Annotated in this window: 18 protein-coding genes; 7 read left to right on the plus strand and 11 right to left on the minus strand. The window is 62.0% G+C overall.

Translation table 11 applies throughout. The features are described 5' to 3' along the window. Positions 1-132: 132 nt before the first annotated feature. The 8 genes from AB1286_RS24075 to AB1286_RS24110 all read right to left on the minus strand — a co-directional run bounded on the left by AB1286_RS24075 (position 133) and on the right by AB1286_RS24110 (position 11,822). A complete protein-coding gene (locus AB1286_RS24075) occupies positions 133-1,317 on the minus strand; it encodes a hypothetical protein (protein WP_430365747.1) in 1,185 nt (394 codons plus the stop codon). Positions 1,318-1,932: 615 nt separating this feature from the next. Then, positions 1,933-3,120, minus strand: a complete 1,188-nt coding sequence (locus AB1286_RS24080; protein WP_430365748.1) for a hypothetical protein — start codon at positions 3,118-3,120, stop codon at positions 1,933-1,935. A 340-nt stretch (positions 3,121-3,460) separates the two neighbouring features. Next, positions 3,461-4,729 carry a DUF445 domain-containing protein gene (locus tag AB1286_RS24085; protein ID WP_430365749.1) on the minus strand — a complete coding sequence of 423 codons (1,269 nt, stop codon included), beginning with the start codon at positions 4,727-4,729 and terminating at the stop codon, positions 3,461-3,463. A gap of 20 nt (positions 4,730-4,749) precedes the next feature. Further along, the gene (locus tag AB1286_RS24090; RefSeq protein WP_430365750.1) at positions 4,750-5,724 is read right to left on the minus strand and encodes a LysR family transcriptional regulator; all 975 of its coding nucleotides are present in this window, start codon (positions 5,722-5,724) and stop codon (positions 4,750-4,752) included. 81 nt (positions 5,725-5,805) lie between these two features. Next, positions 5,806-6,372, minus strand: a complete 567-nt coding sequence (locus tag AB1286_RS24095) for a GNAT family N-acetyltransferase (RefSeq protein WP_430365751.1) — start codon at positions 6,370-6,372, stop codon at positions 5,806-5,808. Positions 6,373-6,455: 83 nt separating this feature from the next. Continuing rightward, positions 6,456-10,175 carry a CheR family methyltransferase gene (locus tag AB1286_RS24100; RefSeq protein ID WP_430365752.1) on the minus strand — a complete coding sequence of 1,240 codons (3,720 nt, stop codon included), beginning with the start codon at positions 10,173-10,175 and terminating at the stop codon, positions 6,456-6,458. Between the two features lie 30 nt (positions 10,176-10,205). Next, positions 10,206-11,192, minus strand: a complete 987-nt coding sequence (locus AB1286_RS24105; protein WP_430365753.1) for a chemotaxis protein CheB — start codon at positions 11,190-11,192, stop codon at positions 10,206-10,208. Positions 11,193-11,246: 54 nt separating this feature from the next. Further along, positions 11,247-11,822 carry a recombinase family protein gene (locus tag AB1286_RS24110; RefSeq protein ID WP_430367301.1) on the minus strand — a complete coding sequence of 192 codons (576 nt, stop codon included), beginning with the start codon at positions 11,820-11,822 and terminating at the stop codon, positions 11,247-11,249. Between the two features lie 200 nt (positions 11,823-12,022). On the opposite strand from AB1286_RS24110, the gene AB1286_RS24115 reads away from it, so the two are divergent. Continuing rightward, positions 12,023-12,295 (plus strand): hypothetical protein, encoded by a 273-nt coding sequence (locus AB1286_RS24115; protein WP_430365754.1) that lies wholly within the window; start codon positions 12,023-12,025, stop codon positions 12,293-12,295. Between the two features lie 71 nt (positions 12,296-12,366). Here the strand turns inward: AB1286_RS24115 and AB1286_RS24120 are convergent, their stop codons facing one another. Continuing rightward, on the minus strand, positions 12,367-13,209 hold the full coding sequence (locus AB1286_RS24120; protein ID WP_430365755.1) for an NAD(P)H-binding protein: 843 nt from the start codon (positions 13,207-13,209) through the stop codon (positions 12,367-12,369). 120 nt (positions 13,210-13,329) lie between these two features. Between AB1286_RS24120 and AB1286_RS24125 the strand changes: the two genes are divergently transcribed. The 5 genes from AB1286_RS24125 to AB1286_RS24145 all read left to right on the plus strand — a co-directional run bounded on the left by AB1286_RS24125 (position 13,330) and on the right by AB1286_RS24145 (position 19,394). Further along, positions 13,330-14,319 (plus strand): LysR family transcriptional regulator, encoded by a 990-nt coding sequence (locus AB1286_RS24125; RefSeq protein ID WP_430365756.1) that lies wholly within the window; start codon positions 13,330-13,332, stop codon positions 14,317-14,319. Positions 14,320-14,421: 102 nt separating this feature from the next. Continuing rightward, on the plus strand, positions 14,422-15,231 hold the full coding sequence (locus AB1286_RS24130; RefSeq protein ID WP_430365757.1) for an AraC family ligand binding domain-containing protein: 810 nt from the start codon (positions 14,422-14,424) through the stop codon (positions 15,229-15,231). Positions 15,232-15,385: 154 nt separating this feature from the next. Beyond that, positions 15,386-16,507, plus strand: a complete 1,122-nt coding sequence (locus AB1286_RS24135; protein WP_430365758.1) for a threonine aldolase family protein — start codon at positions 15,386-15,388, stop codon at positions 16,505-16,507. Continuing rightward, positions 16,504-17,139, plus strand: a complete 636-nt coding sequence (locus AB1286_RS24140) for an alanyl-tRNA editing protein (protein ID WP_430365759.1) — start codon at positions 16,504-16,506, stop codon at positions 17,137-17,139. The genes AB1286_RS24135 and AB1286_RS24140 overlap by 4 nt, the downstream gene beginning before the upstream one ends. A gap of 245 nt (positions 17,140-17,384) precedes the next feature. Beyond that, positions 17,385-19,394, plus strand: a complete 2,010-nt coding sequence (locus tag AB1286_RS24145) for an acetoacetate--CoA ligase (protein ID WP_430365760.1) — start codon at positions 17,385-17,387, stop codon at positions 19,392-19,394. Between the two features lie 23 nt (positions 19,395-19,417). On the opposite strand, the gene AB1286_RS24150 is transcribed toward AB1286_RS24145, so the two are convergent. After that, entirely contained in the window at positions 19,418-21,682 is a 2,265-nt protein-coding gene (locus AB1286_RS24150; protein WP_430365761.1) for a helicase C-terminal domain-containing protein, read from the minus strand. Then, complete coding sequence (locus tag AB1286_RS24155; protein ID WP_430365762.1) at positions 21,679-23,358, minus strand: VRR-NUC domain-containing protein; 1,680 nt, start codon at positions 23,356-23,358, stop codon at positions 21,679-21,681. Before AB1286_RS24155 ends, AB1286_RS24150 begins: the two co-directional genes overlap by 4 nt. A gap of 181 nt (positions 23,359-23,539) precedes the next feature. On the opposite strand from AB1286_RS24155, the gene AB1286_RS24160 reads away from it, so the two are divergent. Next, on the plus strand, positions 23,540-24,205 hold the full coding sequence (locus AB1286_RS24160; RefSeq protein WP_430365763.1) for a DUF1345 domain-containing protein: 666 nt from the start codon (positions 23,540-23,542) through the stop codon (positions 24,203-24,205). Positions 24,206-24,442 lie beyond the last annotated feature (237 nt).

Consider the following 24,442-nt stretch of genomic DNA (forward strand, 5'->3'; position numbering starts at 1 on the left):
AGGAGAGACGTTGACTTGCATCAACGATGGGAGGGGGAGCCGCGTGGGACTCCGAGGCCGTCGACCGACGGCCTCGGAGTGTGCTGGGACGATCAGGTTGCCGCAATCGTCAGAGGTGAACTCGCCGCGAACTTATTGCGGTTCGTACCACGAGTAGGTTGCGAGCGTGCTGACTGCCGGCGTACCGATTTGCAGGGTGATGTCGCGGTGCGAGATCAGTTGGATCGCGCGCAGGTCTCCCATATAGCGGCGCGCTTCGCCGTTGTCGTTGATGTACGCCACGATGTTGCCGGTCAGGCCCGCCACGTTCGTGCTCGTCAGCGGCTCGCCCCAGATGTCGAAGAACTGGCCGAGAGTGAACGTCTTCAAGCTGAACGCTTCGATGTGGATGATGCCGGTATGGTCGTGCGTGTGCATTTCGTAGTAGCACGACTGCGGGATGCCGATAGCGCCCGGCAGTTGCATCCACTGACCGTTGTAGACGATCGCCAAATGCGCGTGCACGTGGAAGGTGTTGGCCATGCCCGTTGCGCAAACCAGACCGTCGACGTCCGCGCCGGAGCCGCCCGTGGCCGTATTGCCGTCAGGCCAGTGCACCGTGGTGCCCACCGTGCCGCCGTAAGTCAGCGTGATCGGCGTCGTGTTGAAGGCCGGCGGATCGCTCCACGTGTACGTGGGGATTTGCGCGAGCGGCGTGCCGAGCATGATCGTCACTTCGCCCTTCGGGGGCAGCACGAGGCTGGCCAGGTCGCCCGTGTACTGCGTCAGCGTGCCGCCGTTGTTGACGTAGACGGTCACGTTCGACGCTTGCAGGCCGGCCACGTTCGTCGTGCTGAGCGGTTGGCCCCAAACGGCGAAGAATTGGCCGAGCGTGTAGGTCGCATTGCTCGTGACGTCCATGCGGATCTTGCCGCTTTCATCGACGGTATTGAGCGGATACACGCAACCCTTCGGGGCGGCGAGCGTGGGCTGAACCGTGCCGATGTTCGTGGGCAATGCCAGCAACGTCCCGTTCTCGTAGATCGATAGGTGCGTATAGGTGTAGGTGTTGCCGGCCACCGCGCAGTTGAGACTGCCTACCGCTTGTCCGGTACCACCCGTCGAGGTCGAGCCCGCTTGCCAATTTTCGGTCCCGAGCGTGGCGCCGTCGGCAACCGTGCTAGCGGCCGCGAGCGTCGGGGTCTGGCTGCCGGCGCTACCTGCGCTGCTACCCGCGCCCGGTGCCGATGAGTCTCCGCCGCCGCCACCGCCGCCGCAGCCTGCGAGCGCCAACGCCACGCCGATGGCCAGAAAGCCTGAACTGATTTTGTGCAACATATCGCCCCTGATTTGTTAGTCGATGGTTCGATCGAACGAATGCAACCGTCAAAGCTGATTCCACCTCGCTGGGCCCGAATGGAGTCGATGCCCAGATAGGGAAGTGGTGATCGTTCTTGCCGATATCGTCGCGATGTGTGCCGCACGTGAAGCCATGTCGATACATGGCGGAATGTGCCGGTACCCGTCAGGCGCGCGCCTCGTATATTCGCGTGCCCGGACGCATCGCTCGAGATTCCGCCGCCAAGCGCCGGAACCATTGGTCTCGCCGCACGAATACGTGCCGGTGGATAAGGGAATGGGATTTATTGGTATCTTTGCGCGGTAAAGCCTAGCCGCGAGGGTTTTATGCAGCAAGAAAAATAAATATGTTAGGAGGTGACGGATGCATGAAGCACCGCGTGCGCGATTTGGAAAAAAAAGAAAGAAATTGCGGCGTTCGACGGCGATTCAAACCGGCGTGCAGGCAAGCAATTTTCTTTTGGGCGGGCAGCCGTTTTGCCGGCTACGAAAAGCCGGCGAAACGGGCGATAAGGCGAGGGTGTCGCGTACTACGTGACGATCGGCGAAAAGCCACGTAGTACGCGCGGATCAGGACAGTAAGCTCAACGAAATTTACTGCGGCTCGTACCACGAGTAGGTTGCCAGCGTACTGATCGCGGGGGTGCCTACTTGCAGCGTCACGTCGCGCTGCGAGATCAACTCGATCGCACGCAAGTCGCCCATGTAGCGGCGTGCTTCGCCGTTATCGTTGATATAGGCCACGACGTTACCGGCCAAACCGGCGACGTTGGTACTCGTGAGCGGCTGGCCCCAGATGTCGAAGAAATTGCCGAGCGTGTATTTGTTCACGTTGGGCGCTTCGATATGGATGATGCCGGTATGGTCGTGCGTGTGCATTTCATAGCTGCACTGCGACGGCAGGCCGATGTGTTCCGGCAGTTGCAGCCACTGGCCGTTGTAGATGATGGCCAGGTGCGCATGCACGTGGTAGTTGCTGGCCGGGCTGGGCGTACACGCCAAACCGTCGATGCTCGCGCCGGCGCCGCCCGTGGACGTATCGCCGTCGGGCCAGTAGGGCGTCGTCCCCACCGTGCCGCCGTAGGTCAGCGTGATCGGGGTCGGCGCGAAGGGCGGCGGATCGGTCCACGTATAGGTCGGAATCTGCGTGAGCGGCGTGCCGATCATGATCGTGATTTCGCCGTGCACGGGCAGCGGGAGCGCGCACAGACAGCCGGTGTAATGCGTGAGCGTGCCGCCGTCGTTGACGTAGACGTTGATGGGCGATCCCTGCAACCCGGCGACGTTCGAGTTATCCGACGGCAGCGGCTGGCCCCAGATCGCGAAGAATTGGCCCAGCGTGTAGGGGGCATTGCTCGGTTGCAGCATGCGGATCTTGCCGGTTTCATCGACCGTATTGAGCGGATACATGCAGCCCTTCGGCGCTGCGAGCGTGGGTTGCACGACGCCGATGTTCGCGGGGATCGCGAGCTGCTTCCCATTCATATAAATGGAAAGGTGGGCATACGTGTAGTTCTTTCCGGCCGCGCCGCAATTGAACCCGCTCACGGTCTGCCCTTGGCCGCCCGTGGACGTCGAGCCCGTGGGCCAGTATTCGGTGCCGAGCGTCGCGCCGTCGATTACCGAGCTCGCCGCGGCGAGTGTCGGTGCCGCGCTGGCGCCGCTGCCGGCATTGCTCGTTGCGCCCGGGCCGGAAGCGTCGCCGCCTCCGCCTCCGCCGCCGCAACCGGCGAGCGCGAGCGCCGCGCTAATCGCAAGAAAACCCGAAATTATCTTACGCAAAGTATCACCCCATTTTTTGATAGTTGATGATTGAATCGAATCGACGCGAATTCGATTGGTCTCGCCGCCCGAATACTTGCAAGTTGATTGTGCAATTTGACTTTCATTAAGTCGCTTGCGCGGCCAGGGCGTAGCTTCGGTTTTTTTGCGTTGAAAATAAAGATCGGATTTGCAAAACAAAGGTTAAGCGAGTTGATCTGTCTTTCTAAAAAAATTAGAAATTAAATTGCGCACATTAGGTTGTGCGGAGGCGCATTTATGCGCAACGTGACGATATTTTTGAATTGCTGAGGTCGGCTGGCGGATAAAACCGGTTTGTCGGCCGATAAATGATTGCCGATTAAAACAGAAGCACGTCGAGCGTATGGAGCAAGAGCCCGACAAAACCGCCAATGACGGTTCCGTTGATTCGCACGAATTGGAGATCGCGGCCCACTTCGAGTTCGATTTTTTGCGTGACGGTGGCAGCATCCCAATGATGCACGGTCTCGGAAATAAGTCGTGCGATGGCGTGCCGTTGTCCGTCCACAAGGGCGAGCATCGTCTCGCGCAGCCATGCATTGAGTTTTTCGCGCATGGCGGCATCGGTCAGAAGCCCGTCGGCGATTCCGGCGATTCCTTCTTCGATTCGCGCCTTCAAATACGAATCGGGCGAGGTGGCATCGCTTTCAATCCAGACTTTTATATCGCGCCAAACGTTTGCTAAATAGTCTTTCAGCGCCGGATGTTCGACTAACCGCTCTTTGAGCGCTTCCCATTTGGCGAGATAATCGGGCGACGACCGAAGCTGACTCACGAAATCGCGAATCGCATCGTCGAAGCCGCGGCGCCAGGCGTGGTCCGGGTTCTCGCTGAGATCTTTGAGCGTCTCGTCGACGACGGCGATGAGATTGTCGGATACCTTTTCGTCGATCGAGAGTTTCTTCCAAATCCATGCGGTGCTTTCGCGCACGCGTTGGCGGATGAGGGGCTTATGTTCCTCGAACAATTGTGCGAGTTGTTCGAGCAACTCGGTCACCACGGCTTGGTGGCGGTCGCCCTCGAGCAATGTATCGGCGATCGTGCCTACGACGAGCGGCGTGTCGACGCCGCGTACGCGCTCGGCCACGTTCTCGTGTAGAAAACGCCGAATGTCCTCGTCATCGATCGCGCTCAGCAGGCTCGGCACGAAATCGAGCGTCCATTGTGCGATTTGGCGACCGCGTTCGGGCACGGCGAGCCAATGCGCGAACTGCATGGCGAAATCGATGCGCGCGAGTTTGCCTGAGATGATGTCCGGAGCAAGGAAATTCGTCTCGACGAACTTGGCCAAATTCTCGCCGATGCGGTCCTTATTGCGCGGAATGATCGCGGTATGGGGCAGCGGCAGGCCGAGCGGGTGCCGAAAGAGGGCGGTCACCGCGAACCAATCGGCGATGCCGCCCACCATCGCCGCTTCGGCCAGCGCCCGCACGAAACCGAGTGCCGGGTATTTCGGCTCGAATGCGCGCGACACGAGATAAGTGCCGGCCATGGCCGCGAGCAAGGCGGTCGCGAACCCCTTCATCCGCCGGTAGGCGGAGCGCTTGCCGGGGTCGGCCTCGATCGGGCTCGGCGGCGCCTGGCGCATGAACGAACGGATAGGCCGCGCTACGCCGTAACCGCGTCTCGCCGCGGCCGCGCTTGCTTGCCGGCCGCCGGCTCGCGGGTGCGGGATACGTCCTCGAGCGCCGGCATCGAATCGAACAGCTCCGCGACCCACTCGGCGAATAGGCGAACCTTGGCCGAAAGATGCCGATTGTGCGGGTAGACGATCGAAATCGGCTTCGGCTTCGGATTGGCGCCTGCGAGGACTTCCTTCAGCGAACCGTCGAGCAAATGCGGCAGGGCCATGAACAGCGTCGGCTGAATCATGCCGAAGCCTTCCATCGCGCAGGTCATATAGGCGTCCGCATCGTTGACCGTGATGAGGCTCTTCATTTTCACTTCGAGCGGTTCGGAATCGACCATGAAAATCCACGGGATCGGACGGCCGCCGTGCGTGGCGCGGAAATTCACGGCGTAATGCCCCTCCAGTTCCTCGAGCGTTTTCGGTTCGCCGTGCTTGGCGAGATAGCTCGGCGAGGCGCACGTCACGCGCTTGAGCATGCCGATGCGGCGCGCGACCATCGACGAATCTTCCAGCGGTCCCACGCGGATCAGGCAGTCCACGCCTTCCTCGACCGGATCGACCGGGCGGTCCGATAAGCCGAGGTCGAGCAACACGTCGGGATAGCGTTGATGAAACGTGGAGAGCGCCGGAATGACGATGCGCCGGCCGAGCGCGCTCGGCATATGCACGCGCAGCAAGCCGCTGGGCTTGCGGTTGCCGGCTTGAAAGCTCGCGTCGGCTTCCGCGATTTCGGCAATGATCTTGATGCAATGATCGTAATAGGCCGTGCCGTCTGGGGTCAGCGATAACCGGCGCGTCGTTCGGTTCATGAGTCGCACGCCGAGAAACGCTTCTAAATTCTGGATGATCGTCGTGACCGATGCGCGCGGCATGCCTAGCGTTTCGGCTGCGCGAGTGAAACTATTCGCGTCGACGACCCGTGTAAAGACTTCCATTGCTTGAATGCGGTCCATGCTCGCTCCCTCCGATGACCAACGGGAAAGCATAGTCTGCCTAGTACGGCGGATTCAAGCCCTTTCGCGCGAAGCGGCGGGTTAAACCGCCGGATTGATCAGCGCCATCAAGACGTGATCGGCCCACGCACCGTTGATTTTCAAATAGGCGCGTGCGAAGCCCTCGCGCTCGAAGCCTAGCGAAGTCAGTAGTCGTTCGCTGCGCGCATTTTCGGGCCGGTAGCTCGCCATAATGCGATGCAACCCCATACGCTCGAAGACGTAATCGATCGACACCACCAGCGCTTCGCGCATCAAGCCCTTGCCCTGGCGCCGGTGATCGATCGAGTAGCCCAAATGACAAGCCAAGAACGGTCCCCTGACGATATTGGTGAAATTGCATTCGCCGATCACGGTATCGCCCTCGAGCAACAGCCAGTGCAGTGCATCGCCGGCCGCTATGTTGTCCGCCATGGCACGCGCCCGCGCCGTCAATGCGTCGAGCGTGAAAAATTCGCTGCGGCGTAGGGGCTCCCACGGTTGCAGGTGCAGGCGATTGTCGAACTGGTACTCGAGCAGTTGATAAGCAAACGCGACGCTGACGGGCTCGAGCGTCAAACGTTGGGTCACTAGACGGTGATCGAGCCGCGGCGAGAGGATCGACGTCATTGCGCAGGTCGGGTGGTTGGGGGCGGCGAGAGCCTATCTCGCCGCAAATGCAGCGTCAACGGCAGTCGTTTATCGGTGGCCGTTTATCGGGCCCGTAATCGCGCCATCGTATTCAATAGGGCGTCGAGCGTCACGGGCTTGGTCAAATGTGCGTCGAAGCCGGCGCGAAGGGCTGCCTCGACGTCGCTGTCGCGGCCGAATCCGCTCAGCGCGATGGCCTTGACGCCGGTCAGGCGATTGCGTTTGCGCACGGCTTCGATCAACTCGACGCCGCTCATGCCCGGCATCCCGAGATCCGACAAGATGAAAGACGGGCACCGCTGATCGAGAATCCGTAGGGCCTCGTCGCCGGCGGTGGCCACAACCACGTTCGCGCCTTCGGTTTCGAGCAGTAGCTTGAACGCCTTGACCGTTTCGCGGTCGTCGTCCACGAGCACCACTTCGGTATCGCGTAAAAGGGCCGGGGGCGCCGTGCCTGGCAGAAGTGTCTCGGCTTGGCCGGTCACGCGCGGCAATTCGACCGTGAACCTCGCCCCATGACCGATGCCGTCCGAATGGGCCGATACGCGCCCGCCATGCAGAGCGACGAGCTCCTTGACGAGCGACAAGCCGATTCCCAATCCGCCCGAACGCGTCGCCCCGGTGTTCTGCCCTCGCTGGAACATTTCGAAAATGTAGGGCAAGACGCTTTGGTCGATCCCCATTCCGGTGTCGGTCACCGTCAGCTTCGCTACGGCATCGTGCTCTTGCAGGATCACGTCGACGCGCCCGCCGCGCTCCGTGTATTTAAGCGCGTTGCTAATCAGGTTCCAAAGCACTTGCTCGATGCGCGTGAGGTCGGCCCTGATCGTGACTGGGTGGTCCGGCGCGGAAAACGCGAACGCGATGCCGTCGGTTCTCGCTTCCTGGCGTACGGTTCGGCAAATGCGCCGCACGGTGTCGGCTAGATCGACGGTCGCGCATGCGATCGATAGATTGCCGGTCCGCACGCGCGAGATGTCGAGCAGGTCGTCGATGATTTGCGCTTGACCTGTTACGGTTCGGGCGATCGTCTGGGCCGCCCGTGCCAAGTTCGGCTCGCGGCGCGCGGTGGGCGAGCGCGCGATCAACTCGGCGTTGGCGCTAATGAGGTTCAGTGGGTGCTTCAGTTCGTGCGAAACGACGGCAAGGAATTCGTCCTGACGCCGCTCCACTTCTTCGATGGCGGTTTGGCTTGCACTGTGCAGGCGCTCCTCGGCGATTCGCCGCGACGTGATATCGGTGAACGAAAGCACCGCGCCGTCGATGAGGTTGGCCGTCGTCATGTAGGGCTGAAAACGCGCCGAGAACCAGCGTCCGTCGCTGCTTCTGACCTCGCGCTCGATGAGGCGCAGCGAATCGAAGGCTTGCGCCGCATCGCCTTCGAAGCTGTCGTATTGCAGCCGGTGACGGATTTGCAGCAATGAGCGGCCGATGTCCGGTTCGGAAATATCGAAGATGTCTCTCGCCCGCGGCGTGAAGCGCATGATGCACAGATCGCGGTCGACGAAGATCGTCCCGATATCGTTGGCCACGATCAGATTTTGCAGATCGTCGTTGATCTTGCTCGTCGCGCCCATTCTGGCTTGCAGTTCCGTGTTGACGTTTTGCAATCGGGAATTGGCTGTTTCGAGGCTTTCCTGGTTGACTTCCAGACTTTCCGCGGCCGTCCGCAGTTGCGCGTTCATGGATTGCAGTTCTTCGTTCGAGGCACGCAACTCCTCGTTCGACGTTTCATACCCCTCAATCGTTTGCTGCAATTGCACTTTGAGGGCTTGCAACTCTTCTTCGAGCTGCATGATGACGGACGCGTTCGCATCCTGACCGCGCTCTTCGTGTTCGATCGCGGTATCGGGAATTTCATCGAACAAAATCAACACGAAGTCGTCGTCCGCTTCGTCGTCGTGGACCGTGCGCGCGATCATCCGAACCGCGAACGGGGCGCCTTCATGGACGAATCGGATCGGGCGCGTGTCGATGCGGTGCCGGCTTTGCAGGGCCATGAAAATGGCCCTGCGCAATGCGCTTCGCAACTCCGGACGGATCGCCGCCAATACGTTGTGCGAGGGCTCGCCCCCGGCGAACTGCAAAAAGCGGCCGGCGCGATCGGAAACGTGGACGATCTCCGAGTCGCGGTTGACTAGCACGCTCGGCAATGCATGCTCTTCCAGCAGCCGCACATGTAAATCGCCAAACGAAAATGGGCGCTTGTAGGTCGACGTCAACAGCGTGAGCACGGGTGCCATGCTTGCCCGATCGTGTTTCGAATGGCTTGCGGCGGTCGCCGACGCCGCGCGATTACCGTAATCGCTCGTGAAGATGCGCGCTTGTTTATTGATGCAGGTAAAGATCGGGCCCGCGGCGTCGGCCGCTTCCGAGGGCCCAAGGAACAGGAAACCGCCGGGTTTGAGGGCAAACCGGAAGGCTTGCAAGCTATCGATTTGGGCCGGTTGATCTAGGTAGACCAGCAGATTGCGGCAGCAGATCAAGTCGAGCCGAGAGAAAGGCGGATCGCGCAGCACGTTGTGGACGGCGAACAACACGCGCTCGCGCAGTTCTTTCTTGATCCGGTAGTTCGCGCCGTCCTTCACGAAGTACTTCTTGACGCGCGCCGCGTCGATATCGGCTATCGCTGCTTGCGCATAGACACCCTGGCGCGCCACGTCGATCGCACGATCGTCGATGTCGGTGGCAAAGACTTGAAACGGGACCTGCGTCGCCGATTTGGCAGCGGCTTCTTGGAGCAGCATCGCCAGCGAATAAGCTTCCTCGCCCGTCGCGCATCCCGCCGCCCAAACGCGTACCGGATCGTCCACGTCGCGCCGCGAAAAGATTGAGGGCAACACGTCGGTGGCGAGAACGTCGAAGGCAGCACGGTCTCGGAAGAAATGCGTAGTGCTGAGCAGTACGTCCTGCAACAGTGCGCGAGTTTCCTCGGGATGCAGATGGAGGTAGTCGCGATATTGCTGAAGATCGGCCAATCCGTGAATTTGCAGACGGCGTTCGATTCGTCTGAGCAGACTCGCTCGCTTGTAATGTTTGAAATCGTGACCGGTACGCGTACGCAAAACGATCATGATTTCGCTCAAGGCGCGCTGATTGCGCTCGGAAAACGGATTGGCCGATTCGTCGGCATCGTCGGCCTGGACAAGCGAATGCATCACGCAAATGCGCCCCTCGTGAGACCACAAGTCGAGCAACCGTTGCGGCATCTCGCTGACGCCGAGCGTGAAGTCCACCATCCCGGTCTCGATCGAAATGCGCGGCATGCTGTCATGCTCCGCTTCGCCGGGGCTTTGGACCATCGTAATCCCGCCGCACTCCTTGATTCGCTTGATCCCGACGGAGCCGTCCGACCCGGTGCCCGATAAAACAATGGCGACGGCGCGTTCCTGCGCGGCTTGCGCAAGCGACCGGAACAGCAAATCGATCGATCCGGAGATGGCGTGCGCGCCTGATATCGGCACGGCCGAAAGTTGCCCACCGGCGATCTCGAGGATGCACGACGGCGGGACGACATAGACGCAATTGGGCGCGATCGGCATGCTCATGCTGGTCTCGATCGGCGAGACAGGCATCGACGTTGCTTTTTGTAGCACGGCGTCGAGATTGCTCGTGTGTTCAGCGGGTAAATGCAACAGAACGACATACGCGGCCCCGGTTGTGGCGGGCAGCGCTTCGAAAAACGCTTGCAGGGCGGTGACTCCGCCTGCCGACGCACCTAGACCTACGACAGGGAACTCGACGTGGGCGGGCGCCGATTGGCCATCGCTAAGCTTTGGCATCGTCTCCGGTCAAAGAATAGTGGACCCCGGTTATGACGACTGGTCTTGTTTGTATAAGAGCCGTTCCAATGCACAAGCGGCTTCGTCGGCGTCGCGTGCTTGCGCCGCAAAGCGTTGCGCGTTTTTTTGCTCGCCCAAGCTCATATGATACTCGGCACGTTCTACGCTGAGTGCTTTCTTTTCGTGTAGCGCACGCATGGCTTGCCAAAGCGAGCGCTCGATGACATGGTCGCCGGCCGCCGCAAGCGTTTCCGTCCCAAACGCATGGCCCGTATGGCACCGGTACCGCGCAGGCGGCGGCGCGTCGAGTCGCCATAGCGACCCTCCGCATTCCGGACAGGACAAACCCGTTGGATTGCCCACCTTCGACATGTGCTCGATCGAATGGGGCGTTAGCATGACGTCGTTTTCGGTCATCAATCCCCTCAACGACTCGGCCGGCATCCCGGTGGTTGCGCTACCCGCGAGTGCTGCGATCGTCGACGCCAATTTGTCGATCGGCAAGATGTAGTCGGGAACGGTGCCAAGCATGGCATTGCGCGGCATGTCGGGGGCCTGGGCGTCATCCGGGTCCTGCACCATCGTGATCCCTCCGCAAGCGTGAACCGCCGCGAGGCCCGCTGTGCCGTCATCGAGGTGTCCGGTCAGCACGGCCCCGATCACGTGTGGCCCGCGTGCGACGGCGGCGCTGCGAAAGAGCGGATCGATCGAGGGACGGGCGAAGTTTTGTTTAGGTCCCCTAATCGTTCTGACAATATCGCCCTCGACGACCATGTGCAGGTCCGGCGGCGCGACGTAGATATTTCCTTTGACGATGCGCTCGCCATCGCGTGCATGATGTGCCGGAAGGCGTCCCGCCTTTTGCAGCATTTCGGGCAGGATGCTTGGATGCGGCCCGATATGAAGGACGACTAAGACGGCGGCGGGAAAGCGTTCTGGAAGCGCGGTGGCGATGGTCGTCAGTGCGTCGACGCCTCCCGCCGATGCGCCCAGTACGATCGTATCTCGTGTGTTCAATGTGCGGTCCCTTTGTCCTTGTTGTGCGCAAGAAGCGGGCCCGGCTCACGCGACTCATTTACCGCGTGCTTTATCTCGAATGCGTATGACGGTTTGCCGCGACGTGTCGAACTGTCGTGCGATTTCACTGACGGCGACGCCGCGCGCGAGGCGGTCGAGAATACGGGTGCGCTGCTGTCGCGTGAGAGAAGGGGGGCGGCCGAGCGGGCGTCCATCGTGCTTCGCTTGATCTAGATATTCGCGCGTCCTAGCACTCGCGCTCAGGCGCTCCAGTTCGACGACGGCCGCTAACGTCTTGACGGCGATCGGCGCGCTGGCGCTCGCAAGGTTGGCGGGACCGGTTTCCTCGCAATGCACTCGTAGCCCTGCATCGCGGCATCGTTCGAGCGTCGAGAGCACATCGCGTGCGCTGCTACCGAGAAACGATAGCTTGGTGACTACCAGTGCGTCGCGTGCTTGCATCCGGCGCAGCATGTTGACGAGTGCGCCACGCTCCATCGCCGGACGCGAATGCGGCATCCGGTCGACTACGACACGACGTAGATCGATCCGATAGCCCGCGGCATCGAGTCTAGACAGATCGTGTTCCGGCAAACCTTCGCTCGTGGGCAGGTTGAAATAGAAGTACACCTTCGACAATCGATTGCCTCCTAGGTTATCGATGCTCGCTTCGCGTTCTTATCTTGCACATCGTGATCGTATGAGGCGTCCGTAAATGACGAGATTCGGACACCCGAAAAGCCTATCTATTGCCTTTCATCTGACTTAGGCTTTGTACGTGGCATGTTGCCACGACCTGCGTCTCGACAGTCATAACAAGGGCAACCAAAATGAACGTTCAACGACTTTCGATTCGTGCCCCAGCCGGACGGCTGAGGATCATTTCGGTGTGGCGCAGCCTCGCGCACAGCGGCGCTCGAGTCTACGGATGGGCGGTGAAGGTCGATGCCGCGACGGGCAACGAGTGTATGACGGTCGACGTGGCCGGCTGCGACGAGGAAAGCCTGGCAAGTCTCGCGGCGATGCTGGCCGGCGCGCCGTTGGAAGCGAAGGTGACGGCCTGCTCGCTGTTGACCTTGGACGGGGCGATCGAGGGGAGCTGAGTCGATTACCCGCCGAGGATGGCGGGCGACAGGATAGTCGGCGGTGCGGTCGGCGCGCCGCCGCGGGCGGCTTACCGGAAGCGATCGGCGTGCATCTTCACCCATTGCTCGAAGCGCAGCGGCTTGCGCCCAAGGATACGTTCGACGGTTTCCGAGGTGACGGCGCTACGGCCTTCCCGCACGGATGCGTACGACTTCACAATGGAGGCGGCGACTTGTTGCGGAACGCCCGCCTGTGTGAGGTTTTCGACGGCTTGATCGAGCGTGATGTCCATGCATCGCAGCGGCCGGCCGAGCGCTTGCGCGAGCAGGGCGACTTGTTCGGGAACGCTGATCGTCTCTGCCCCGGTGACGAGCATCGCTTTCTCGGTCAACCCGGGATCGGTCAAGGCGCGCACGGCAACGGCGGCGATGTCCTCTGGTGCGATCGGTGCGGCCCGGCCTGTGCCCATTGGGTTGGCGACGACGCCGTCCGCGCGAATGCCCGGCGCCCATAGGAGCGTGTTCGACATGAAGCCGGTCGGGCGGACGAACCGGGCATCGAGGCTCGCCGCCGCGAGCATGTCTTCCTTTTCCCGATGGGCTCGGCCAAGCATCGTCTCGGGCAGGAATTCGACCATAGCGGTCGAGAGCATGACTGCGCGTTCCACCTGGCACGCGCACGCTCGTTCGACTAATGCGCCGAAGCTTTCAGCGCCGCCGATGTTCATGAAAAACACGCCTTGCACGCCTTCAAGCGCAGCCGAAAATGCATCGGGCGTGGCGTAGTCGCCCACGGCTATTTCGATCCGCCCGCTCAGGTGGGCGAGTTTCGACGCTGTCCGCACATAGGCGCGGACAACGTGACCCGCGTCCAGCAATTGCTCGACGACTAAGCTGCCCACATTTCCGCTGGCGCCGGTAACTAGATACATCGCTGCTCTCCTTCAAGTTCGCGTGTTTAAACGCACGCCTGAAAGAATGGCTATCATTCGCAACAATTGGAATGAATCGAACACTCTGTTGTTGCAGTGGAACAATCAACGGGACCGATCATGATCGATCTAAACGAGTTGCAGGTCTTTGTCCGGATATGCGAAGCGCAAAGTTTTACTGTGGCGGCGGAGCGGCTGGGGGTGCCGAAATCCAGCGTCAGCCGCGCGCTATCGCGGCTCGAGAAGCGCCTGGGTGTTTGCCTCATCGAGCGTACGACACGTAGTCTCATGCTGACGGAGGCCGGCGAGCTCTATCTGGAGCGGTGCATGCGAATGCTGGACGAGGTGGAGTTGGCCGATCTCGCGATCGGGGCCATGCATGCCGAGCCGCGCGGGTTGTTGCGCGTTGCCACCTCGGTACCGTTCGCGCGCTTCGCGATCGCGCCGCTGCTCGGCGATTTCCTCGCACGCTACACTCAGGTACGCGTTCAATTGCAACTGCTCGACAGCGAGTACAAGGTCGCCGAACCGGCGGCCGACATCACCATTCGGCCGGATCCGAGCGCCGATCCGGCGATGCGTGCTACGCCGTTGTTTCAGGTACGTCTGGCGCTCTATGCCAGTCCGGCTTATCTTTCGGGCCGGCGCCCGCCCCAGACGCCTGCCGATTTGCGCGACCATCATTGCATCTCCTCGCATTGCTGCACGCCAGGGCTGCCCGCCGGTGCATCGTCCTGGCGTTTGCGGCGCGGCACGAGCAGCCAGGAGATCCGATTCGAGCCTCGAGTTAGCGTCGCCGATCCGACGATCGGCTATTTACTCGCGATGACCGGCAGCGGGATCGCGCTACTCAATCAATACGCGGCGCGAGCCGATGTCGAGGCAGGCCGCCTCGTGCGGTTATTGCCCGACTGGGAAATCGAGCCTGTGCAGCTTTATGCCATGCACGCTTCGCGCTTGAACGCCTCGCCGAAGGTCAGCGCGTTTCTCGGATTCCTTCGCGCGCGGTTCGACGAAGCCGATCGGGGCGCGAAGGCCGCCCGTGCGTCGAGGAACGCCGGCAACGAATATGTCCCGCGTCCCCTCTCCCCGGTCGAGCAGGCCGGCTGAGGCGATTGCCGCGGTTGCCGCGCCATCGCGCTTGCGATCGCGGCCGGCGTATACTGACAGCCTCGCCCGCGATCCTGTCGATCGCGCTCGCTGGTACCGCTTATGTCCGACCGCGTCCATTACCGACATATCGCCGATATGCCCGGCCTCGTGCTGGGCGCCGCACGGTTTTCGACGTTTAGCTTCGATCGTCATTTCCACCTCGATTACCACATCGGCCTTGTCACCGAAGGGGTGCAGCGGCAGCGCTTCGGCGGAAAGACGGTGCTCGTCGGGCCCGGATGCGTTTCGCTGATGCCGCCCGGCGAGGTACACGACGGCGTTAGCGACGCGGCGAGCGGCTATACGCTCAAAACGTTTCGGCTATCGCATGAGCTGCTGAGCGGCATTGCCGAGGATGTCGGCGGCTCCTGCCGCGAGCCGGCCTTGGCGGGGGCGCTATTGGAGGATGCCGAGCTTGCAGTCCAACTCGCGCGCTTGTTCGACGTCATGCGCGCGAGCGGACAGAGCGGGTCGCTCGCCGTGCAATCGGAGTGGCTGCGCCTGCTCGATATGTTGCTCACGCGGGCACGGGCGATTACGCCCCAGCAGGCGAGCGGATCGCTTTCGGCACGGCAATGGGAGCGCGTTCGCGATTATTGCTTTGCGCACCTGAGCGAGAAGATCACGCTCGATGCGCTCGCCGCACTATGCGATCTCGGCCGCTTCCAATTCCTTCGGCAATTCAAGCAAACGGTGGGTATGACGCCGCATGCCTGGTTGTTGCGGCTGCGCCTCGAGCATGCTTGCGTGCTGCTCTCGCGCAGTTCTCAAACGATCGCCGAAGTGGCGCAAGGCGTCGGCTTTTACGATCAAAGCCATTTCAATCGCGCCTTTCGGCAAGCCTTCGGCGTCGCACCGTCCGGCTATTGAACGAGGCGGCTGAAGCGGCCGAAGAGGCTGCTCCGCGCCGTTGCGGGGCGAAGCCGGTCCGTCAATTTTTTACAATGCGGCTCGTCCGCGCCCCGATACGATGTTCCTACGATTGGGGCGCAAGCTCCGTTTGATTGGGGAGTCGAGGAAATCGATGGCGAATCGTGAGCAGATGGAGCCGGCCGCTAGATCCGAGCCGGCATGGGGTTTTTCGAGCGACAACATCGCGGCGGCCTCGCCGCAAGTGATCGAGGCGCTTCTCGCGTGCAACGCGGGGCAGGCGCGTCCATATGGCGCCGACGAGCTGACGGCCCGCGTGGAGCGCAAGTTCGGCGAATTGTTCGAGCGCGAAGTCAGCGTCTTGCTCGTACCGACGGGCACAGCCGCCAATGCGCTGTCGCTGGCTGCGCTTACGCCGCCTTGGGGCAGCGTGCTTTGTCATCGCGACAGTCACGTCAACAACGACGAGTGCGGTGCGCCCGAGTTTTTTACGGGCGGGGCGAAGCTCGTGACCGTGGACGGGCCCGACGCCAAGCTCGACGTCGAGGCGCTGCGTATCGCGGCAGGCGCGAAACGCGGCGACGTGCATTGCACACAGCCCGCCTGCGCGACGATTACGCAGGCAACCGAAGTGGGCAGTCTCTATACGGTCGATGAAATCGCGGCGATCGGCGAGGTGTGCCGGTCGTCGGGCCTGCGGCTCCATATGGACGGTTCGCGCTTCGCGAATGCGCTCGTCGCGCTCGGTTGCACGCCGGCTGAGATGACGTGGAAGGCCGGCGTCGAGGTCTTGTCGTTCGGGGCGACGAAAAACGGTGTGCCCGCTGCCGAGGCGATCGTTACGTTCGATCCGGCCATCGCGCGCGAGTTGGCTTTTCGCCGCAAACGCGCCGGCCATCTGTTTTCGAAAATGCGGTTTCTGTCGGCGCAGATCGATGCGTATCTCGAGGGCGACCTGTGGCTGCGCAACGCATGCCAGGCGAATGCGATGACGCAACGGCTTGTGAAAGGACTGCGCGGCTTTTCGTGCATCGAAGTGCTGGGCGAGCCGCAGGCGAATATCGTGTTCTGCCGGCTGCCGCGCGCGTTGATCGAAGCGTTGCTGGCTCAGAATTTCGGGTTTTATCACGATCGTTGGGGGCCGGGCGTGGTACGGCTTGTCACATCGTTCGCGACGACGGCCGTCGACGTCGACTATTTGCTCGACGCCGTTCGGCAAGCGATCGGCGCGTTGCCGAGCAGTCAGGGCGCGCATCAGGTGGGAGATGCAGCATGACACAGCGGCTTTATATGACTCAAGATACGTTGGCGATGGATACGGCCGTCGTGCGATGCTCGCCGCGCGAGGACGGCCTTTTCGATGTCGTCTTGTCGGCCACGCTGTTTCATCCGCAAGGCGGTGGGCAACTATCGGATCGAGGCACGATCGCAGGCGTCGAAGTCGTACGCGTCTCGTCGCAGGATGACGAAGTCGTCCATGTTTGCGAGCGAGCGGTGGCGCTCGGCGATGCGCGCATCGAAGTGTGCGCCGACGCGCGCGCACTGCACGCCCGGCTGCATTCGGCCGGTCATTTGATCGGTTATTGCGGTGAGGCGCTCGGATGGCGCGCAGTCAAAGGCCATCATTGGCCCGGCGAGGCAAGGGTCGTATTCGAGGGCGAGGCCGGAATGCGCGTGTTCGAAGCGCAAGAGATCGAGGCGATGGCCAATGCGCACGTGCAAGCGGCGCTGCCGCGCCGGACCGTGGTCGAGGGCGAGATGCGCAAGATCGGCTTCGGCGAGCTGCCGCTGAACGGATGCGGCGGCACGCACGTCGTGTCCTCGTCGGACGTCGGGCGCATTCGCATTTCGAAAGTAAAGGAAAAGAAAGGGCAGGTTTCCGTTCACTACGAACTCGAGCGCGTCTGATCGCCTAATCGCCTGCGACTAGGGCGGCGCCGTTACGAAGGTTTCGTCGAGTCGAGGGGCGGACGGCCCGCCGCCCGGCACTTCGTCCTTGCTCATGGATCCTCCTCACCGTTCGAGGTGCGGCCGCATCGGCTGTGCCTAGGAGGCGCAGGCCGACAGCGGTATATTTGGGGTCGTTGCCCCGCGCAACGGGGTTCCTTCCCCGTCTATCCTAATCCGAATACCGAACGAAACGGGTCATCCCAATGAACCACGTCATCGATAGCGACGCCCCTGCCTGGTCTCCCGATCGGCAAGCCATCGAATCGGCCCGCATCACGCATTTCACTCGGTGGCTGCATGCCGAGCGCGGCCTCGCGTTCGACGACTACGATGCGCTATGGCGATGGTCCGTCGACGATGTCGACGCGTTCTGGTGCGCCCTGTGGGACTGGGTCGATATTCGCTCGGCCGAGCCACGAGGCCGGGCGCTCGCGAACGCGTCGATGCCGGGGGCGAGTTGGTTTCCCGGTATGCGCATGAACTACGTCGAGCAAGTGTTTCGGCATGCTACGAGCGCGTGGCCGGCCATCGTCTATCGCAACGAAGCGGGCGAGCAAGGCGAACTTCGCTGGGCCGAGTTGCAGCGGCAAGTGGCGGCGCTCGCCGCTTCGCTGCGCGGCATGGGCGTGGGACCGGGCGATCGCGTCGCGGCCTTCATGGCAAACACGCCGGAGACGGTCGTTGCCTTTCTCGCCGTCGCGAGCATCGGCGCGATCTGGTCGGTCTGCTCGCCCGATATGGGCCAACTGGCCGTGCTCGATCGCTTTCGGCAAATCGAGCCGAAAGCGATGATCGCGGGCGACGGCTACCGGTACGGCGGCAACGATTACGACCGACTCTCGCTCATCGAGACGCTACTTGAGCAATTGCCGACGATCGAACACCTCGTACTCGTGCCGAATCTCGACCGCACGCGGCGGGTCGTATCGGACGGTGTTAGCCCGCGGGGCGGCCAGGCACGATGGATCGATTGGGCCGATGCGATCGCAACCGATGCGCCGCTTCAAATCGAACACCTACCGTTCGACCATCCGCTATGGATCGTCTACTCGTCAGGCACGACGGGGCTGCCCAAGCCGATCGTTCATGCGCATGGCGGCGTCGTGCTCGAGCACGTGAAGATGGCCACGCTCCATCTCGACCTGCACCCGGGCGACCGCTTCAACTGGTATGCAAGCACCGGCTGGATCATGTGGAATTGCCAAGTGGCGGGGCTGCTTGCTGGGGCCACGCTGTGTCTCTATGACGGCAACCCCAGCTATCCCGATTCGAGCGCGCTCTGGCGTTTCGTCGGCGAGGCGAAGGTTAAATTCTTCGGCGCCGGAGCGGCGTATTTCCAGGCGTGCTTGAAGAGCGGTGTCGAGCCTCGGCAGGTGGCCGATCTGTCGGCATTGCGCGTGATCGGATCGACCGGGTCTCCGCTACCGCCCGAAGCGTATCGCTGGATCCTCGATCACGTCGGTGCCGTTTGGATCGACGTGATCGCCGGCGGCACCGATTTCGCGGGGTGTTTCCTTGCGGGCGTGCCGACGCTGCCGGTTTATCTCGGCGAGATGCAATGCCGTTGCCTCGGCGCGCGGGTGGAGGCATTCGACGAAGCGGGCCAGCCCGTGTTCGATGCAGTCGGCGAGCTCGTTTGCACGGCACCCATGCCGTCGATGCCGCTGTATTTCTGGAACGACAAGGACAACCAGCGATACCGCGATAGTTACTTCGACATGTACCCCGGGATCTGGCGGCACGGCGATTGGGTGCGCATCACGCCGCGCGGCGGCGCCGTGATTTACGGGCGCTCCGATGCGACGATCAATCGGCACGGCATTCGGATGGGCACGAGCGAGCTGTACCGCGCCGTGGAGGATTTGCCCGAGGTGCTGGATAGCTTGGTCGTGGATCTCGAATACTTGGGCCGCGAATCGTATATGCCGCTCTTCGTCGTATTGAGGCCCGGAACCGAGTTGAGCGACGATCTCGTCGAACAGATCCGCGCCCGGATCCGCAAGGCACTCTCCGCCCGCCATGTGCCGAACGATATTTTTCAAGTGCAGGCGGTGCCGCGTACGCTATCGGGCAAAAAGATGGAGCTGCCGATCAAGAAGCTGCTGCTCGGTCAGCCGCTCGATAAAGTGGCCAATCCCGACACGATGGCGAACCCGGAGAGCTTGGCATGGTTCGATCGGTTCGCGCGGACACGAGACGGCACGCAGGGATGAGCGGCCCACGCACATCGGCTCGCTTAGGGCAGCGCCCACCAAGCCGGCAATAGCCTGCGGACTTCGGCTTGCCGATAACGGTCGTCGATCAGATGCAACACGCCGACGTCCGTTTCGGTGCGGATGACTCGCCCCGCCGCTTGCACGACTTTTTGCAGTCCCGGGTACAAGTAAACATAGTCGTACCCGCTGCCGAATTTGGCGGCCATCTTGCGGCGCATTTCCTCATTGACGTCGTTGACCTGCGGCAAGCCGAGGGTCGCGACGAACGCACCGATCAGTTGGTTGCCGACGAGATCGACGCCTTCCGAAAACGCACCGCCGAGCACGGCGAGCCCGATGCCGCGATCGGCCGTGCGAAAGCGCGCCAAAAAAGCATCGCGTTCCGCCTCGCCCATACCGGGCGCCTGCGTCCAAACGGGCACGTCAGGGTGCCGCGTTTGCAAAAGATCGGCGACGCGCCGCAAGTAGTCGAAACTGCTTAGGAAACCCAAGTAATTGCCCGGTAGTTCCGCGTATTGATCCGCCATCAAATCGACGATGGGAATCAGCGAACGCTCGCGATCGCGCCAGCGCGTGGAGACATGCGCGGCCACGCGGACGGTGAGTTGCTGCGCGCGAAACGGGCCTTGGACGTCGATCGCGTCCGTGCCGTCCGGTAAGCCGAGCATGTCGCGATAGAAACGCTCGGGCGAAAGCGTCCCGGAGAACATGACGGTGGCATGCGCGGCCGCATGTCGGGCCGCGAGAAAGTGCGCGGGTACGACGTTGCGTACGCAGAGCGTCGACAGACGACGCGCCGGGTCGCCCGCGCGCTTCGCATCGAGTTGAATGTCGAATATCGAATGCTCGCCGAATTGTTCGGACAACGAAACGAAATGCATCGCGTCGAAGAAGACGCGCAGCAACGTGTCGTCGAGCGACAGCGGCGCGTCGGCAAGGTGATCGGTCACGGCCCCGATCAGGTTTTGCGCGGCCGATAACAAGCGTGCGGGCACTTCGCCGTATGCCTGATAAGGGCTCATCTGCTCCCGGTTCAACGCATTCCATTCACGCTGCAAGCGTTGAAGCGCTTTTTTCAAAACGGCGGGCGCGATCTTGCCGGCGGCCTTGAATGCGGATTGCTCGATCTCGGCCGTGTACATCTTGCGGCCGCGCTCCAGCATGTTGTGCGCTTCGTCCACGAGCACGGCGACGCGCCATTGATTGATACGCGTAAGTGCGTAGAGCAACGCACTGGTGTCGTAATAGTAGTTGTAGTCGCCGACGACGACGTCGCACCAGCGCGTAAGCTCCTGGGCCAAGTAGTAAGGGCAAACGTCGTGTTCGAGTGCGGCGCGCCGCACCACGTCGCGGTCTAGCCTGCGGTTTGAAAGCGCGAGTTCGCGGGCGGCCGGAAGGCGATCGTAAAAGCCGCGCGCGAGCGGACACGATTCGCCGTGGCACGACTTGTCCGGATGTTCGCAAGCCTTGTCGCGGGCGACGAGTTCGAGCGTTCGCAGCGGCAAGGCGGGCTCGCCCCGATGGAGCGTGTCGATCGCGTCCAGCGCGAGTGCGCGTCCCGGGGTTTTCGCCGTGAGAAAGAAAACGCGTTCGACGTGACCCTGTCCGCACGCTTTGAGCGCGGGGAACAGCGTGGCCAGCGTCTTGCCGATTCCCGTCGGCGCTTGAGCGATGAGTGCGCGGCCGTCGCGCGATGCGCGGTAGACGGCGACGGCGAGCTCGCGCTGCCCGCTGCGAAAGGCGCCATGGGGGAACTGCAACTGGGCGAGCGCGGCGTCGCGCGCGGCGCGATGCGCGCTTTCACGCATCGCCCATGCGAGAAAACGCTCGCATTGTGCCTCGAAAAAACTGCGCAGTGCAGCTGCGTCGTGCGTTTGCGTGAGTACCGTTTCCTTGCGCGAGCCGATGTCGAAATAGACGAGCGCGACATTTAGCCGTGGGAGCGCGCGCGCTTGACAGAGCAGATGCCCGTACACGAGCGCCTGCGCCCAATGCAGCGCGCGATGGTTTTCCGGCATCGACTCCAGTTGCCCGCGGTACGTCTTGATTTCTTCGAGGCGATTGAGCGCCGGATCGTATCCGTCGGCGCGTCCGCGCACCGTCAATTCGCCGTATGTGCCGGTCAACGTGACTTCGGCTTCGTATTGGGCGCCGCGCCGGGCGGTGACGGTCGCGTGGCCTTCGATGCCCTCGAGGGAGGTCGGCGAGGGCGTGAAGCGCAGATCGAGGTCGCCGCGCTTCGCGGTGAACTCGCATAGCGTACGGACGGCGACGACATAGCTCATGCCGCAACCCTCTCGCCGTCGCCGGCGGGTGCTTGGGCCCAGCGAACGTCGATGACACGCACGGGTATTGCGTGGTCGACGCAATAGCGCAGCCAGCGAATCTGGTTGTCTTGCAGCTTGTCGCCGGGGCCTTTGATCTCGATGAGCTCGTAACGCCGATGCGCAGGCCAAAAGCGAATGAGATCGGGCAAACCCGAGCGATTTTCGCGGATATCGGCAAGCATCCTCGAAAACCAAAGTTTTAGATGTGCGGCGGGCAGGCAATCGAGGGCTAGCGCGATGAGCTCCTGCGTCAGCATGGTCCAAAACACGAACGGCGATTGGAGGCCGCTCTTGCGTTCGTAGTTTTGCAGGATCGTCGAGCGATAGGCTTCGGTGTCCAACTGCGAAAGGCATCGGGCGAAGAGCTCGGCGCGCTTCGCTTGGAAATCGGGTGCGTACAGGTCGGCCGGCCCACGTTGAAACGGATGGAAGAACGCGCCCGGCACGGGGGCGAACACGGCTTCCCAGCACAACAGGCCGAAGAGCGAATTGATCAGGCCGTTTTCGACATAAAAGACGGGAGCCGACTCGGTACCCAGATGATCGCGCGCGACATATTCGACGGCGAACGGTTCGTCGGGGTAGGGCAGCACGAGCGTTTCGCGATCGATCGCGTTTTCTTTGCGCGTCGCCTTGCCCGGCTGCCCCACGGCTTTACATAGCCGCGGCATCATGCGGGCGACGCGCTGCGTTTCGGCTTCGCTTTCCGGCTCGCGCAGTGCCTGCAAGGCCAGCGCGTGTGCTCGATCGGCCTCACCGTCGCGTTCGAGCACGCGGATTCGGCGATGCCTTGCGCCCGGCCACGTGCTGCGAATGTAGGCGTCATGCGCTACCTGCCAGTGACCGAGCCGCTCGGCATGGTTGCCGACGCGGAACAAGAGCTTCGCGCGGCGCGTTTCCAGCCACGGGTTATCGATCTCGATCGACAACGCCGCGGTCAGCAAGACCTCTATGTCGGTAGCCTCGACGAGCGCATCGAGCGCCGCGCGGCACGCATGCAGCAAGAGGTAGCCGTCGATATCGGCGCGCGTGCGAAATGCCCGAGCCGAGTGCGGAAAGGCAACCGACTCATATTGATAGACGCCCAAGTCGGCGAGCACGAATTCCGACCAGTCTTGGTGGAGATTGCCGAAAAACATAAGGCGCAGGCGCTCGCACAGCGGGTCTATCGACGTGCGAATGACTTGATCGGCGGCGCCGTTCGCCCATTCGCCGTAGCGTTGGGGCGCCGGATATTGCGGGCGAATCGCCTCGAGCCATGCCGCCTTGCGCGCGTGTTTCTGTCCGCCTGAACCCGCGAAGATACGGGCCAACTCGGGGAGCGTCGCAACGACGAACAATTCATCGATCGTCACGGCGCAGTCGGCATCGATCCAGCCCAGCGCCGCCAGCGGGCCGGCCGCCGCGAGCGGGCAGCCGATCTCCTCGTAGACGAGCCGGCTAGCGCGAAACAGCGAGCCCCGGCGCATCAGCATGCGAACGAGCAGTGCGCGGGCCGATTGCGGTAAGCGAGGAAACGCCTCTAGAAACTCGCGCTCCGCCGCATCGAGCAAGCCCTCGTAGCGCTCGCCAACCCACGCCAACGCGCGCTCGAAATTCAGCAGGTAGTACGGCGAAGGGGCGGAGGGGGACACGACGGCTCGAAAAAAGGGCTGTATAAACGTACAGGGATGATAGCAAATTCGCGGGCGACCTCGGCGCGTACTCTCTCTCGGATACGCGATCATCAGGTGGCTGGCGCGGCGATAATAGCGTCCGGTCTTCGCTGTCCAATGGCGGCGGCAAACTTATCCGAATTTAACCAACCGAGACCCCATGGATCCATCCGCACGTATCGTTCGCTTTTTAAGTAATCGCCCACGAATCTTCATCGGGATCGCGATCGGCGTGATCGCTCTTCTGATCGAGCCGTGGCATCTGCGGCCGATTCAGCGTTCTCTCGCCGCCTGGGATGCCGGGATGTGGTCGTACCTCGTCTTGATCTGGATTCGCATGTTTCGGGCGAGCCCGGAAGATTTGCAGCGGGTAGCGGAGCGCGAAGACGAGGGTGCGAGCGCGGTATTGGCGATCATCACAGCGGCGGCGATCGCGAGTTTGGTCGCCATCGTGGTCGAGTTGTCGGCAGCGAAGGGACTGGGCGCCAAGCAGGCGAGCATCAACTACGCGCTGACCGGCATCACGATGATCGGCGGCTGGCTGCTGATTCCGACGGTATTCACGCTTGAATATGCGCGCTATTACCATCAGGCGGGCGAGGGCGAGGCTTCGCTCAAGTTTCCCGATCCCCAAGAGCCGCTCGACTATTGGGACTTTATGTATTTCGCATTTACGATCGCTGTTGCATCGCAAACATCGGATGTGTCGGTTTGCTCGCGGCGCGCTAGACGGACGGCGTTGGCGCAGTCGATTTTGTCGTTTTTCTTCAATGCCGCGGTGCTGGGTTTGTGCGTTAATATCGCGGCGGGATTGTTAGGGTCTTGAGTGGGCGGGATCGTATTGGGCGGGATCCTATTGCCGGCGGCGTGGAACGCGATATAAGAAAGCATGGCCCTTGGCCGCTCAGCGTTGCCCGGCAGGGCGGCCGAAGGTGTGCGGTTAGGTGTTATCGGTCATTTTGTCTGCCGTCGTTGCCACCTCTTCGGCGGCGAGGCATATTCTCGATAAGTCGATAAGTCGAGAAGTCGACCTGTCGAACGCAATGCCTTTTTATTCGCCACA

Origin of the sequence: Trinickia sp. NRRL B-1857 (assembly GCF_050470685.1) — a bacterium.
In the GTDB taxonomy this organism is placed as follows: Bacteria; Pseudomonadota; Gammaproteobacteria; order Burkholderiales; family Burkholderiaceae; genus Trinickia.

Coding starts and splice junctions, on each gene's coding strand:
- AB1286_RS24075 (WP_430365747.1), bottom strand. CDS start 1,317: ATGTTGCACAAAATCAGTTCAGGCTTTCTGGCCATCGGCGTGGCGTTG.
- AB1286_RS24085 (WP_430365749.1), bottom strand. CDS start 4,729: ATGCGCCAGGCGCCGCCGAGCCCGATCGAGGCCGACCCCGGCAAGCGC.
- AB1286_RS24090 (WP_430365750.1), bottom strand. CDS start 5,724: ATGGACCGCATTCAAGCAATGGAAGTCTTTACACGGGTCGTCGACGCG.
- AB1286_RS24095 (WP_430365751.1), bottom strand. CDS start 6,372: ATGACGTCGATCCTCTCGCCGCGGCTCGATCACCGTCTAGTGACCCAA.
- AB1286_RS24100 (WP_430365752.1), bottom strand. CDS start 10,175: ATGCCAAAGCTTAGCGATGGCCAATCGGCGCCCGCCCACGTCGAGTTC.
- AB1286_RS24115 (WP_430365754.1), top strand. CDS start 12,023: ATGAACGTTCAACGACTTTCGATTCGTGCCCCAGCCGGACGGCTGAGG.
- AB1286_RS24120 (WP_430365755.1), bottom strand. CDS start 13,209: ATGTATCTAGTTACCGGCGCCAGCGGAAATGTGGGCAGCTTAGTCGTC.
- AB1286_RS24125 (WP_430365756.1), top strand. CDS start 13,330: ATGATCGATCTAAACGAGTTGCAGGTCTTTGTCCGGATATGCGAAGCG.
- AB1286_RS24130 (WP_430365757.1), top strand. CDS start 14,422: ATGTCCGACCGCGTCCATTACCGACATATCGCCGATATGCCCGGCCTC.
- AB1286_RS24135 (WP_430365758.1), top strand. CDS start 15,386: ATGGCGAATCGTGAGCAGATGGAGCCGGCCGCTAGATCCGAGCCGGCA.
- AB1286_RS24140 (WP_430365759.1), top strand. CDS start 16,504: ATGACACAGCGGCTTTATATGACTCAAGATACGTTGGCGATGGATACG.
- AB1286_RS24145 (WP_430365760.1), top strand. CDS start 17,385: ATGAACCACGTCATCGATAGCGACGCCCCTGCCTGGTCTCCCGATCGG.
- AB1286_RS24150 (WP_430365761.1), bottom strand. CDS start 21,682: ATGAGCTATGTCGTCGCCGTCCGTACGCTATGCGAGTTCACCGCGAAG.
- AB1286_RS24160 (WP_430365763.1), top strand. CDS start 23,540: ATGGATCCATCCGCACGTATCGTTCGCTTTTTAAGTAATCGCCCACGA.